Below are 13697 nucleotides of genomic sequence, written 5' to 3' on the forward strand. Positions count from 1 at the left end.
GAGCGGGTGAAGGGAATCGAACCCTCATCATCAGCTTGGAAGGCTGAGGTTTTACCACTAAACTACACCCGCATATCCTTGTAGAATTTTGTCGAATCAACTAATAAAATAATTATATAGCTTAATAGAAAAATATGCAACCGTTAAATGAAATTTTTTCATACCCGCTTGTTGTTTGAAAATAAAAAACGCAAAGCTTCGTTCTCCAGGTAACGAAACCCTGCGTTATGAGTATGTATAGTTGGAGCGGGTGAAGGGAATCGAACCCTCATCATCAGCTTGGAAGGCTGAGGTTTTACCACTAAACTACACCCGCATATCCTTGTAGAATTTTGTCGAATTACTAACAACAAAAATAATTATATAGCTAATTTCACAAAAGTGCAATAGTCTTTTCGAAAAAAATAATAATAATTCCTGGAGATAGAATTAGTATATGTTTCGGCCCAATAAAGATGTTAAAAAGTTCCCGGTAAAAGGATTCTTCCAAACATTAAGACCAGATCACTTCCATAAGCCTTGGATAAACTTGTTCCGCTGTTTCAAGCAACATGATCAGCTTTCGGAATGCCAAGTCCGGTAAAAATTCACCATCAAGGGAATACGAATAGCGAATCGAAATCGTCCCATTTTCCTCATATAACTTTGAAAATCGGAATTGAGCATTATATTCATTCAATAACGTATGAACGGCTGCCTTCTTATCGGGATTCTTTAGCTCCGTTACATTAAAACAAAATAAATCCGCCACTTTTTCATCTTGATTAAATGAAAAGACTAACAGGACCTTCCATCCATCCTTCAACTTCTGTTCCACTCTGAAAAAGGTGATATCTTCCTCTTTGAACTCATTCATATGGATTTTTTCGCGCATTAAAAAATCTCTAAATTTCGCAACATTTGACATCATCTCTCACCCTTTCTGTCTGTATGTACATTTTATAACGAAATATGGCATTTTTACACATATTTCGTGCATTCCCTATAAAATAGTTAACTTGTTCCCTTTCATGGACCATAAAAAAAAGCATAGTAAAGGTCTCCCTCCACTATGCCCAGTATAAAAACTTAAAGAACGGCGTATTCTGGGTCGGCAACTTTGACAAGCTGCTTCCCTAGGTTCTTTCCTTTAAATAAGTCCAAGAATGCCTCAGGGGTGTTTTCGAACCCTTCCACAATGGTTTCTTCGTACTTCAGTTTACCTTGTTGCAGCCACTGCCCCAAATCTGAAGCTCCTTCTTGGAAACGATCTGCATAATTCCCGACCGTGAAGCCTTTCATAAGTGCGCTTGTTTTGATCATGGCCGATTGCAGGCGTGGCCCAAAATCTTTACCTTCTGCATTATAAGAAGAGATTGCACCACATAATGGGATACGCGCATTCATATTCAACAGTTTGAAAACGGCATCCGTTACTTGGCCGCCAACATTATCGTAATACACATCGACTCCATCAGGGACTGCATTCTTCAAATCCGTTTCAAAACTTTCCTTCTTATAATTAACAGCTCCGTCAAAGCCCAGTTCTTTTGTTAAATACTCTATTTTCTCATCCGAACCGGCAATCCCCACTACCTTGGCACCTTTGATTTTTGCGATCTGTCCAACGACAGAACCGACGGCTCCAGCCGCTCCGGAAACGACGACCGTTTCGCCTTCTTGCGGTTTACCGATATCAAGTAACCCAAAGTATGCAGTCAATCCCGTCATGCCCAGTATGCCTAAATGAGTCGTGATTGGTGCCACTTTAGGATCAATCACCCTGACTTGCTTTTCATTCACGACCGTATATTCCGCCCAGTCGATATTTCCCACAACGACATCGCCTTGCTTGAAGCTGGACGATTTGGATTCCACCACTTCAGCCACGACGCCACCAGTAATGACTTTATTCAACTCAAATGGGGCAATATAGGATTTAGTATCTTGCATTCTTCCACGCATATAAGGATCAACGGATAAATAAAGCGTCCGTACTAAAATCTGCTTTTCTTTCGGTGAGGGAACTTCACTCTCCACAAATTTGAAATCTTCTTTGGAAGGCATCCCTTTTGGACGGTTTGCCAGTGTGATCGTTTGTTGCGTTGATTGTGTCATGCATGTTCCTCCTTGATTTTTATTACATACTATAGAAAAGTTAGCGTAGCATTGATGCAGATTAACGGTCAAAGTTTCTGCTTACTTTTTCCATACTATTCTATATGTAGCCCTATTTGTAAATCCTAAACTTTCTTATTTTGCATCAAATGAATTTCCCAATCCACAAAACAAGAAAAATAGCACTATACAGACCATTACCATATCTGGTACACTACTATAGTTACCAAGGGTAACTATTATCGGTGAGGAGGCAATAAAAATCGAGACATATCGTAAATTCTTCCATCAACTAATGTTGTTATATAGACCCTTTGAAAACAACCTCAATATACAGCTTGGTAAACACCATCTATACAGGGCCCAATGGACGATCTTATATCGCCTATTTAATGACGGACCTTCGACGCTTGTAGAGTTATCCAATTATCAAGGTGTGGAAAAACCGACCGTCACAAGGACGATTAACCGCTTAGAAGAACTCGGGTACGTTGAACAGATTCCTGGTAAGGATAAGCGTGAAAAAATCATGCATCTTACTGAGCTGGGGAGAACCGTTTATTTGGAAGTGCGTGTAACGATTGACCGATTCGAACAGGACATCCTGATAGGCGTTTCGGAGGCTGAGCAGCAAGAAGCTATACGCGTCATGGAAAGCATAAGAAATAAACTTATAAAGTGAGGAGACAAAAAATTGCAACAAGCTGCTAAACCAAAATTATGGACGAAAGATTTTATCATCGTTTCTTCCGTCAACTTTTTCATAACGTTAATCTTTTATTTATTAATGGTCACGATCGGGGTCTATGCCGTAGAAGAATATGGTGCTACCACGAGCCAGGCAGGACTCATTACCGGAATTTTCATCATCGGTTCATTGATTGGACGGCTTTTGATCGGTCGCTTCATCAACGCCATTGGCCGGAAGAATACATTATTGATCGGATTAGTCTTCTTCACCTTGGCTACCCTTTTATACTTTGTGGATTTCGGGGTTCCTTTCCTCCTCGCCAACCGCTTAATTCATGGTTTTACAATGGGGATGGCCGGAACTGCATCTGGAACGATCGTCGCCCAGATCATACCGATTACGCGTAAAGCGGAGGGAATCGGCTATTTCAGCATGAGTGCAACATTAGCCACAGCAATCGGACCTTTCATCGGGCTATCTTTAAGTCAGCATACAAGCTTCCAAGTGATATTGATTTTCTGTGTAGCCTTGGGCATCATCGGGGTACTGACGGCTCTTTTCATATATGTACCGAAATTAGAGATCTCAACTAAAACAGCTGAGGTGAAAGGCTTTAAGCTTTCTAGCTTTATTGAACCGAATGCCGTCCCAATTGCAATCATCACTTTGTTAGTGGCATTCTGTTATTCCAGCGTCCTTTCTTATATTAACTTCTATGCGATTGAAATCGACCTGGTCAGCACAGCCAGCTTCTTCTTTCTTGTCTACGCTGTTGCCGTATTGGTATCGCGTCCTTTCACAGGCCGATTGATGGACTCCAAAGGTGCAAACTACATTATGTATCCTACATTCATCATTTTTGCCGGGGGAATGTTACTCCTAAGTACAGCAACAAATAGCTTTACATTACTATTGTCCGGTATCTTGATTGGACTCGGATTTGGGAACATGCAATCAAGCACACAGGCCATTGCAGTCAAACTGACACCGCCTCACCGGATGGGGTTAGCCACATCAACGTTCTTCATTGCACTTGATGCAGGGCTCGGATTTGGGCCTTACCTTCTTGGATACATCATTCCAAAAACGGGATACAGTACATTGTACGTCATCCTGGGTATTACCGTCCTTGTCACTACCGTCCTATACTACTTCTTACATGGTAAAAAAGAACATGCCGCCATGGAAGAACTTAAGAAATCCAAGCTAGCTTGATTACTACCGATATAAAAAAATTAGCCAGAGGAGAATCACTCTCTCTCTGGCTAATTTTTTTTATTTACTTTTCACGTGCGTTTTTAATGAAGAGGGAAACAACCAGTCCGGCGACCGCAAGAAGCAGACCGAAAATGAAAGCATCTTGAACACCTGCTGTCAATGAAGCTCCTATGGCAGCTGGGTCTAATGGATTTTCCAATTTCATCATATAAGATTTTTGGGAAGCAGACATGATGGTGATCGCCACTGTCGTACCAATTGCACCCGACACTTGCTGTAATGTATTCATTAGAGCCGTTCCATCAGGGTACAATTCTTTCGGAAGTTGATTAAGACCATTCGTCTGTGCTGGCATCATGACAAGGGAAACCCCTACCATCAATAAAGAATGCAGGATGATGATCATGGTGATCGTCGTTTCTGTCGTGACGTTCGATAAGAACCATAACACGACAATCATGATGATGAATCCTGGAGTGACCAACCCTCTAGGACCATACTTATCAAAGATACGTCCCGTTATTGGCGACATGATCCCGTTCAGGACACCACCAGGTAAAAGTACAAGTCCAGCTGTGAATGCAGCCAATGCCATACCCGTTTGTAAGTACATCGGTAAAAGAATCATGGAAGACAGGATGACCATGAAAGCAAGGAAAACGGTAATGAGCCCTAACGTGAACATAGGGTATTTCATCACGCTTAAATCGATCATCGGCTTTTCCATTTTCAATTGTCTTAACGAGAATAAGAGAAGGCCGATCAATCCGACAATGAGTGTAATCAAGACGATGGCACTACCCCATCCTTTATCCCCGGCCATACTGAAGCCATATACGATTCCGCCAAAACCAATCGTCGATAAAATAATCGATGGAACGTCAATTTTTGGTTTAGTGATTGGAGAGACATTTTGCATATATATCAAGCCAAATAATAATGCGAACACAAGGAAAGGTAACGAAATCCAGAAAATCCAATTCCAAGTAAGATGTTCAAGAATCAAGCCAGAAACCGTTGGTCCGATCGCTGGTGCGAACATGATGACGAGCCCCATTAGACCCATCGTTGCTCCCCGTTTATGAACTGGGAATATCAATAATATCGTATTGAACATAAGAGGCAATAACAGCGCTGTTCCAATTGCCTGAATCACACGGGCTAGTAGCAAAAGACCAAAACCTGGCGCTAATGCGGCGATGAGCGTTCCAATGATGGAGAACACCAATGAAGCAAAGAATAATTGGCGAGTACTGAACCACTGGATCAAAAGCCCTGAAACCGGAACTAATATTCCAAGGGTCAACAGATAGCCTGTCGTTAACCACTGGATCGTGGAAGGGCTGACACTGAATTCTTGTATTAAATCGCCCAGTGCCATATTTAAAGCTGTTTCACTAAATAATCCGATGAATCCCGCTATTAGGAAAGCGATCAAAATAGGGGTCGTTCTAATGACGGGTGTCGAATTTTGTTGCTGTGTTGCATCTGACATAAAAATAATTCCCTCCAATTACTAACTGAATAGACCTAGCTAATCATAGTTTTTCTGTATCTCTTACTTGTTCATGAATAATGACGGAATAAGCTTGGAAATTGCTTGTAGGGGTTCTGCGCTTTTCGCTGTTAACGATAACAGGATGCCCCCTTCGATCAAAGCGTTAATGGCAAAACTTAGCTCCTTCGACCGCTCTCTACTATATCCCGCATCCAGAAACTCATTCACATAAATGGATTGCCACTGTGTAAACGCATCTTGACAGGCCAATCTTATTGGCTCACTCGTGGAATATGTCTCGCCCGCTATCGTACCTATCGGCAAGCCAACGAGATCCCCATTCTCACCGAATAACTTCGATAATTCATAAACATGATCTTGAAGTGCTTTGACAGGATCATCATTGCTGTCGAATACATGTTTTATCTCCCGTAAGACTAGATCCTTAGCATGGTTAATCGCTTCAATAGCCAGTTCTTCTTTCCCCTTTGGAAAGTAATGATAAAGTGAACCCTTGGGAATACTGCTTTCCTCAATGATTTCCTTTAGCCCTACACCATAATAACCTCGGATTCTGAAAAGACGAGAAGCCGCTTCAATAAGGATGTCTTTGGAAGTTGGTTTTTCAGACAATACTGAATCACTCCTTGAAAATTATAACAACCGGTCTACTAGTACAATAAGGGTAGCCCTGTGCTTTGTCAATCCAGAGTGAGGTGCCTTTATATAAAGAATCCATAGCCAAGCCTATCGCACAGGGCTGGTGATCCATATCCACCCATTCAAGAATTCTTATCATGATTTTTAAAATCAAGAATCGCAATGACAAACATCCCAAAACCAAGCATGAGAGACAGAACTTCAAAAGTGCCCATTCCTTCATCGCCTCCTTTCTTTCAGCATTTACGGATACAAGATTGTCCTATACAAAATAAAGAAAAAAAAGCAAACCCATTTGGAGTCTGCTTTCGTAAGGATCCTAACCATTCACTTAATAAGTCCTTCAATCAAATCGATGCCAGGGAATATGCCCTATTGAAGATACTTCGAAGATTAAATTTGCGGGTATTGCAAGTAACGATCGGGTGAATGCCTTTTACTCTATAATTAAAACAAATCAATGAAGTGTTTAGCCGTCTTAGAAAGGTAGCGGTCTTTCCGCCAGATCAATGCGATTTTCGATTGAATCGCCGAATCGATAATTTCAAGCACCCTTACGCCTTTTATACCGTGTGGTGAGACGGCAGATTTCGGGACGATGCTTGCGCCGATACCCGCTGAAACCAAAGAAAGCAGTACATTTACATCATGGCACTCGCACAGAATATTGGGCTTCAATTCATTTTTCTTAAACTCCTCAATAATCTCTTCATAGATCCCCAACCCTTTTTCCCTATGTACTAATAGCAAAGGCGTATTTTCCAAATCGTTCAACGAAATTTTATCCTTAAAATGAAAGTCCTCCCATTCTTCAGGAACAACAAAAACGTTCGGTACCTCCCCTATATTCTTGATGAAAACTTGATTACTATCCACAGGTAAATAAACAATTGCGAGCTCGATATCCTGATTCTCCATATAATTGTTGATCTCATAGGGATCTCCTGCAAATAATTTAAAAGTAACAGAAGGATATTTATCGTTAAATTGTTTGACTTTGCTTGGTAAGTAAGACATATAAGCAAGTACTGCTCCAATGGCTAAAGTACCTTGTATCCCCTCACCTGTCTCCTTCACTTCGAGCATGGAGTCATCGAATAATTCCAACAGCACCTTAGACTTCTCATATAGCGCTCTTCCAGCCTCAGTTAACTCCATCCTTTTTCCATTTCTTTTCCGATCAAGCAACGTCACGCCCAGTTCTTCTTCCATAAGATTAAGTTGCTGGCTTAACGGTGGCTGAGACATATTCAATCTTTTGGCCGCACGAGAAACTTGCCCCTCCTCCGAAAGGGCAAGAAAATAGCGTAACTGTCTAATATCCATATTTCACCTCGAATTTTTATATATGACAAACATATATAAAAGTAATAATATAGGTATTTTTAATTAGTTGCAAACCATGATAAACTCATTACGTTTCAATAAAAAAGGGGTGGATGGAATGAAAACTATCAAAGATTTAAACAAAAGCTTCATTAATGGAGAATGGGTAGAAGGATTAAGTTCACGTAGATATGATATCTTAAACCCATATGACAATTCAGTAATCTCGAACGTTAGCTTGGCTACAGCAAAGCAACTGGAAGATACTTTTGAAATAGCGAAACAAGCTCAAAAAGACTGGGCAAAAGCTTCTGCAGACACACGTCGCCAGGTTATGATGAAAGTCGGGGAATACCTACAGGAAAATCGTGAAGAAATCATCGAGATGATCGCTCGCGAAACGGGTGGATCACTTATCAAAGCGACTGTAGAGTTTCAATTGACTGCAGAAATAGTAGAAGCTTCGGTCAATATGGTCGATGAAATTCATCAAATGCATGAAGTGCCATCAGCCATCGATGGAAAGGTCAATCATATACATCGTTTGCCTTTGGGAGTTATTTCTTCTATTTCACCATTTAACTTCCCTATGAATTTATCAATGAGAACCATTGCTCCAGCGATTGCATTAGGAAACGCAATCGTTCATAAACCCGATGTTCAAGTTGCATTTGCAGGCGGAATCTTCATTGCCGCAGCCTTCGAATATGCTGGACTACCAAAAGGAATCTTCAATATGATTCTTACGGATTTAGAGGAAATCGGTGACGGTATGCTGACAAATCCGATTCCTAGACTAATCAGTTTTACAGGTTCTACTCCTGTCGGAAAACATATCGGGGCCATCGCTGGACAAAACCTGAAACGAGTTGCACTAGAACTTGGTGGGAACAACCCATTCGTCGTCTTGTCCGATGCGGATGTGGATCGTGCTGTTGATGCTGCGATCTTTGGAAAATACATTCACCAAGGGCAAATTTGCATGGCCATCAACCGCCTGATTGTCCACAAAGACCTTTACGAAGAATTCATCACTAAATTCGTAGAGCGGGCAAAAGCTCTTCCATATGGTGATCAATTAGATCCTAAAACCGTGATTGGACCACTTGTGAACGAACGCCAATTAGAAAAGGTTCAACAAGTCATCGCAGATGCTAAAGCAGCCGGCGTGAATGTAGCATTAGAAGGAGAACGCGTTGGCAATGTATTGACTCCAACCATTTTCCGAGATGTTAAAAATTCAGATGCCATTGCCCAAACGGAATTGTTCTCTCCTGTCGTTTCCATCATTGAAGCAGAAACAGATGAAGACGCCATCGAGATTGCCAATGACACAAAGTATGGACTAAGCTCTGCCATCTTCTCTTCGGATTTGGAGAAAGCGGAACGGTTAGGTCTTCAAATCGACAGTGGCATGACACACATCAATGACCAAACGGTTAATGATGGCACGAATGTACCATTTGGCGGAAACAAAATGAGTGGCTTAGGAAGGTTCGGTAACCCATGGATTGTCGAAGAATTCACTGTGACGAAATGGATTTCCCTTCAAACAAATTATCGTGAATTTCCCTTTTAATTAAAATCTCTACCATAAAATCCCCTGACAATTTTACATTGTCAGGGGATTTTGTTTAAAGGGACTTTACTATCAGTCAACTGCTCACCCTGACTCTGAAGAATTCTCTTTATTTTTTCGGATTGTAAGTCACCACATCCCTTGTAAGGGTTTCACCCTTACTCACTATTATTTTCCTTGTTTGTTACAATTAGATTAAAATTCTCCCTAATGAAGGATTGCCATGAATTATGTGGAATTTATTACAAAACACCTTTAAGGATGAAAAAACATGAAAAATAAAGACTTACATGATTTCGATACGCTTGACTACCGCGAACTCATCCCAAGGAATGGGTTTATATTTAAATTCAGAAAAGAAGATAACCGCTTCGTTCATACTTTCGTTGAAGGTTCGTTCATTACAGATGCGATAACCCCTTCCGCCACGGTTGTTGGTCATACCTTAGAGGACTTCTTACCTCAGGAAACAGCCTTGGAGAAGCTAACATACTATGAAAGGGCATGGAATGGGGAAAGCGTTACATATGAAGGGCGTATCGCTGACGTACAATATGTTGCCTCATTAAATCCAATCATGAGGGATGGACAAGTCGTGGAGGTCATTGGGACATCCATCGATATTTCAGATCAGAAAAGAAGCGAAATAAAAATACAAGAATTAGAGAAACTATCAGTAGTTAGTGAGTTGGCAGCGGGAATCGCTCATGAAATCAGAAATCCATTAACTTCACTATTCGGGTTCACCCAAGTCATTAAAGAACATGTGAATGATGATTCCATCCAAGATTATCTGGATATCATGAGGAACGAATTAGATAGAATCGACGACATTGTCAATAAATTCATGTTTATAGCACAACCTGATAAAACTATGAATATTAGTGAATGCTCCATTAACTCTATCATCGCTTCTGTTATAAAAAGTCTGGAAAGTCAGGTTGCTATAAAGGGCATTAAGCTCAACTTTCATAACCAAACGATGATTACAGCAGAATGTGATCAAAGCCTCATCGCAAAGGTTTTGAAGAATCTTATCCAAAACGCTTTGGAAGCAACCAACGAAAATAGTGGGGACATAGAAGTATCATTGAAAGACATCAACCAACAGCACTATTTAATCCAAATAACGGATAAGGGCTCAGGCATGACGAAAGAAAGGTTAAAAAGGCTATTTGAACCTTTTTATACGACGAAGGAAAAAGGAACAGGATTAGGCCTGATGATTGATAGACGCATTATCGAGCTACACCAGGGAATCATTGATTTTAAAAGTGAGGTAGGGAAAGGAACGGAAGTGAACATCACTTTACCTAAAGTCCTTAAACCTAAATAAGGTAAAATCGAAGGCTGCAGAGGATGAATATGGACTCCATTAAGCTCAAGAGGCTAGCGTAACGAAAGAAAATTAGGAAAAATTAAATCCAAAAAGGAAGATGAAATCATATAAATAGCATAAGGGCCTATCAGGGCCCTTTTCAACTTTCCTTGAATGATTCCTTCCTGCCTATGGATAGGCTGAAGTTAGTCAAGGTATAGATTCTAGCGGTTAAGATGAATAAATCTTGATAGTTATTTTCAACATATTCATCGATGATGGCCATTCCTTCCCTAAATCTATCAACCAATAAATATGTGTACGTTTCATCCCAAGTGAATCGATTTATTCTTTGGAGCTCATCCGCTAATATTTGAAACTTATACTCTTCTATTAGAAGCTTCACCTGATACAGTTTATCCCGATTCAATGTAAAGCAATTACGTTCGTCTTGGTACTGTTCTTGGACAAACTTCACAAAACCATCTATATTTTCAGCCAGCATTCTCGCCATTTGCATCTCGAAATTCATATTTCCCCTTCCCTTCTTTCCTTTCCATCCTAATAAGAGTGTATGTTCTAAGATATTATTTTAATACTAGCAATATACTTAATCCTTCATGATTCATAAGAAAGAAAAAAAGATGACACTCCGTATAAAGCACGGAGGTCATCTTCTTGTTGCCTTGTATAGATACTTTTAATGAATATCTTGCTTCCTGAAACTGCCGCCTTTGACTTCAGCTACGTCATATACGGTCACAAAGGCATTCTTATCGATTTCATAAATGATTTCTTTCATTTTACTTTCTTCCAAACGGTTAATGACACAAGTGATTTCCTTGAATAGCTCATTTGAATAACCGCCATAAGCATCATTATAAGTAGCACCACGACCTAAGCGATCGCGAATCGTCTCTACCATTAATTCTGGTTGTTTCGTAATGATTTTGAAAGTTTTTGAACCACTTAAACCCTCTTCCACGATATGAATGACTTTAGATGCAATAAAGTATGCGATTGCCGATAGAATAGCCCCTTGTAGTCCGAATACTGTGGAAACGACAATAAACACGAACGTGTTCAAGAATAGGATAAGGTCACTTGTTCCGAAAGGTAATTTTCTAGAAAGCAATACGGCCAACATATCGATTCCATCCAATGCCCCACCATTACGCAATGCTAGACCCATACCAAAACCGATGATGATCCCTCCGACAACGGTAACGAGCAATGTATCACCCTCAATGATTGTAGGGACATGATGCATCAGGACCGTACCGACTGCCAACGAGGCAATGCCGATAACGGAATAAAAAGCAAAACTCTTACCGATTTGCTTATACCCTAACCAAACAAAAGGAATGTTAATGATTCCAATCAGAACGCCTAACGGTAATCCAAACAATTGGGAACCAACGATGCTTAACCCTGTTACGCCTCCATCCGATACGTTATTCGGGATCAATACGGCTTCCAATCCGTATGCTGCAATAAGCGCACCGATTATGATAAGGATTACTTTGGAAACGACCTTCAGTTTATTACTTCTTTTCTTTCTACTATGCATTTGATTTCCCCGTTTCATTTCGCTTCGTTCCTACTTATTTTTCAGTCTCCAGCCCATGGTGCAAGTGGCTTTTAACGATAACATTTTTTATTGTTCTGTTATAAAGTATAGCGTAAATCAATAAAAATCAAAAATAATAAGGCAAAAAAACTCGGAATTTGTCATGGTAGAGAAGAGGTTATCTGTTGATGCAAAAGGCTTCATAAAAAAGTTCTCCATCGCAAAAACGGCAACTTCCCTTGAGGGTAAGTTGCCTTCCTTAAAACGCATCGTTTTCGCTACACATCGACATCAGCCCCCTAAACGAAGCCCTTTCTATTAAAGCACCTTGCTTAGGAAGGATTGGGTGCGCTCATGCCGAGGATTTCCAAATAATTCATTTGGTTCGTTTTCTTCGACTATATACCCACCGTCCATGAATAGGACACGGTCCCCGACTTCCCGGGCAAAGCCCATTTCATGGGTGACCACAACCATGGTCATCCCCTCTTTGGCCAGCTGTTTCATGACTTCTAGAACATCCCCCACCATTTCAGGGTCAAGTGCGGAAGTCGGTTCATCAAAAAGCATGATTTTTGGATTCATGGCTAGTGCCCTCGCAATGGCCACCCGTTGTTTTTGTCCGCCTGATAGCTCTCCGGGATAACTTTTCGCTTTCTCTCTAAGCCCTACCTTATCCAGTAATCCATATGCGAATTCTTCCGCCTTTCCTTTCTCGATATCCTTTATTTTAATGGGCCCCAATGTAATGTTCTCCAAAACGGTTTTATGCGGGAATAGATTGAAATGCTGAAAAACCATCCCTACCTCTTGTCTCACTTTATTTATATTGATTTTCGTTTTTTTATTCGTTATCTCATGCCCGTTAATCACTACCTCCCCACCCGTAACATCCTCAAGGAGGTTAAGGCAACGAAGGAATGTACTCTTTCCAGAACCCGAAGGACCAATAACGCAAATCACTTCTTTTTCCTGCACAACTGCATTGATATCTTTCAGGACTTCCACCTGACCGAAGGATTTCTTCAAATTTTTCACCGTGATCATGCTCATCTTAATTGGACCCTCCTCTCTATGAAATTAGCAAGCAAGGTTAACAGGTAAATGATGATAAAGTAGACTACACCGACAGTCAGCCAAATCTTGAACGCTTCAAATGTCGCCGACGCCTGAATCTGCCCTTGCTGGGTCAAATCCGCAATGCCTATGATCGATAGAAGCGAGGTGTCTTTTAAACTAATGATCGATTGGTTCGTGATAGTAGGGAGCATTCTCCTGAAAGCTTGCGGAAGAACGATGTAGCGCATCGTTTGTGGACTGGTGAATCCGATGGATCTCGCTGCTTCCGTTTGTCCTTTATCAATGGATTGTATGCCCGCTCTTATTATCTCGGCAAAGTATGCCCCTGCATTGATTGCAACGGTGATGATCCCAGCCGTTGTATTATTCAGGGAGATCCATTGCAGGGAGTTTATCCCGAAGTAGATGAAAAACAATTGAACGATAAAAGGAGTTCCCCGAATCGCGTCTACATAGATCTTCGCTATCCAATTCAATATCTTGAGTGGGGCCAGGCGCAGCATGGCCACGACTAAACCGATTAAAAAACCTAATATGATGGCAATCACAAATATATATAGCGTCACTTGCAGTCCTTGTAATAAATAGGGTAACGCCGAAACAATGATATCCATTCTTTTCATCTCCTTTCAAAAAAGAAGGCGCGCTTTAAGCGCGCCT

At 40.8% G+C, this 13697-nt stretch carries 14 protein-coding genes and 2 tRNA genes; 4 read left to right on the top strand and 12 right to left on the bottom strand.

Annotation, left to right across the window (positions count from 1 at the left end):
- Nucleotide 1: 1 nt before the first annotated feature.
- The 4 genes from ACIQXU_RS15805 to ACIQXU_RS15820 all read right to left on the bottom strand — a co-directional run bounded on the left by ACIQXU_RS15805 (nucleotide 2) and on the right by ACIQXU_RS15820 (nucleotide 2097).
- Nucleotides 2-72: transfer RNA gene (locus ACIQXU_RS15805), tRNA-Gly, on the bottom strand.
- 170 nt (nucleotides 73-242) lie between these two features.
- Nucleotides 243-316, bottom strand: a tRNA-Gly gene (locus ACIQXU_RS15810).
- 177 nt (nucleotides 317-493) lie between these two features.
- A complete protein-coding gene (locus ACIQXU_RS15815) occupies nucleotides 494-907 on the bottom strand; it encodes a YbjN domain-containing protein (protein WP_402955227.1) in 414 nt (137 codons plus the stop codon).
- 161 nt (nucleotides 908-1068) lie between these two features.
- Complete coding sequence (locus ACIQXU_RS15820) at nucleotides 1069-2097, bottom strand: NADP-dependent oxidoreductase (protein ID WP_402990722.1); 1029 nt, start codon at nucleotides 2095-2097, stop codon at nucleotides 1069-1071.
- 295 nt (nucleotides 2098-2392) lie between these two features.
- Between ACIQXU_RS15820 and ACIQXU_RS15825 the strand changes: the two genes are divergently transcribed.
- Both ACIQXU_RS15825 and ACIQXU_RS15830 read left to right on the top strand, forming a co-directional pair.
- Nucleotides 2393-2779 carry a MarR family winged helix-turn-helix transcriptional regulator gene (locus tag ACIQXU_RS15825; protein ID WP_402867495.1) on the top strand — a complete coding sequence of 129 codons (387 nt, stop codon included), beginning with the start codon at nucleotides 2393-2395 and terminating at the stop codon, nucleotides 2777-2779.
- Nucleotides 2780-2791: 12 nt separating this feature from the next.
- The gene (locus tag ACIQXU_RS15830; RefSeq protein WP_402867494.1) at nucleotides 2792-4003 is read left to right on the top strand and encodes an MFS transporter; all 1212 of its coding nucleotides are present in this window, start codon (nucleotides 2792-2794) and stop codon (nucleotides 4001-4003) included.
- A gap of 64 nt (nucleotides 4004-4067) precedes the next feature.
- On the opposite strand, the gene ACIQXU_RS15835 is transcribed toward ACIQXU_RS15830, so the two are convergent.
- From ACIQXU_RS15835 to ACIQXU_RS15850, 4 genes are all read right to left on the bottom strand, one after another.
- The gene (locus ACIQXU_RS15835; protein ID WP_402990725.1) at nucleotides 4068-5501 is read right to left on the bottom strand and encodes a DHA2 family efflux MFS transporter permease subunit; all 1434 of its coding nucleotides are present in this window, start codon (nucleotides 5499-5501) and stop codon (nucleotides 4068-4070) included.
- A 63-nt stretch (nucleotides 5502-5564) separates the two neighbouring features.
- A complete protein-coding gene (locus ACIQXU_RS15840; RefSeq protein WP_402867492.1) occupies nucleotides 5565-6137 on the bottom strand; it encodes a TetR/AcrR family transcriptional regulator in 573 nt (190 codons plus the stop codon).
- A 149-nt stretch (nucleotides 6138-6286) separates the two neighbouring features.
- Nucleotides 6287-6379, bottom strand: coding sequence for a putative holin-like toxin (locus ACIQXU_RS15845; RefSeq protein ID WP_402867491.1), 93 nt, complete (start codon nucleotides 6377-6379; stop codon nucleotides 6287-6289).
- 232 nt (nucleotides 6380-6611) lie between these two features.
- On the bottom strand, nucleotides 6612-7490 hold the full coding sequence (locus ACIQXU_RS15850; protein ID WP_402990728.1) for a LysR family transcriptional regulator: 879 nt from the start codon (nucleotides 7488-7490) through the stop codon (nucleotides 6612-6614).
- 118 nt (nucleotides 7491-7608) lie between these two features.
- On the opposite strand from ACIQXU_RS15850, the gene ACIQXU_RS15855 reads away from it, so the two are divergent.
- Together ACIQXU_RS15855 and ACIQXU_RS15860 are read left to right on the top strand one after the other, a co-directional pair.
- Entirely contained in the window at nucleotides 7609-9069 is a 1461-nt protein-coding gene (locus tag ACIQXU_RS15855) for an aldehyde dehydrogenase family protein (RefSeq protein ID WP_402867489.1), read from the top strand.
- 271 nt (nucleotides 9070-9340) lie between these two features.
- Nucleotides 9341-10405, top strand: coding sequence for an ATP-binding protein (locus ACIQXU_RS15860; RefSeq protein ID WP_402990731.1), 1065 nt, complete (start codon nucleotides 9341-9343; stop codon nucleotides 10403-10405).
- A 142-nt stretch (nucleotides 10406-10547) separates the two neighbouring features.
- On the opposite strand, the gene ACIQXU_RS15865 is transcribed toward ACIQXU_RS15860, so the two are convergent.
- The 4 genes from ACIQXU_RS15865 to ACIQXU_RS15880 form a co-directional block, all read right to left on the bottom strand.
- Complete coding sequence (locus ACIQXU_RS15865; RefSeq protein WP_402867487.1) at nucleotides 10548-10919, bottom strand: hypothetical protein; 372 nt, start codon at nucleotides 10917-10919, stop codon at nucleotides 10548-10550.
- A gap of 168 nt (nucleotides 10920-11087) precedes the next feature.
- Entirely contained in the window at nucleotides 11088-11975 is an 888-nt protein-coding gene (locus tag ACIQXU_RS15870; RefSeq protein WP_402867486.1) for a YitT family protein, read from the bottom strand.
- Between the two features lie 300 nt (nucleotides 11976-12275).
- Nucleotides 12276-13010, bottom strand: coding sequence for an amino acid ABC transporter ATP-binding protein (locus ACIQXU_RS15875; RefSeq protein ID WP_402867485.1), 735 nt, complete (start codon nucleotides 13008-13010; stop codon nucleotides 12276-12278).
- The gene (locus ACIQXU_RS15880) at nucleotides 13007-13651 is read right to left on the bottom strand and encodes an amino acid ABC transporter permease (protein ID WP_402867484.1); all 645 of its coding nucleotides are present in this window, start codon (nucleotides 13649-13651) and stop codon (nucleotides 13007-13009) included. The genes ACIQXU_RS15875 and ACIQXU_RS15880 overlap by 4 nt, the downstream gene beginning before the upstream one ends.
- Nucleotides 13652-13697: the final 46 nt, after the last annotated feature.

The sequence above is a fragment of the Peribacillus sp. NPDC097284 genome (assembly GCF_044761765.1).
GTDB lineage: Bacteria > Bacillota > Bacilli > Bacillales > DSM-1321 > Peribacillus.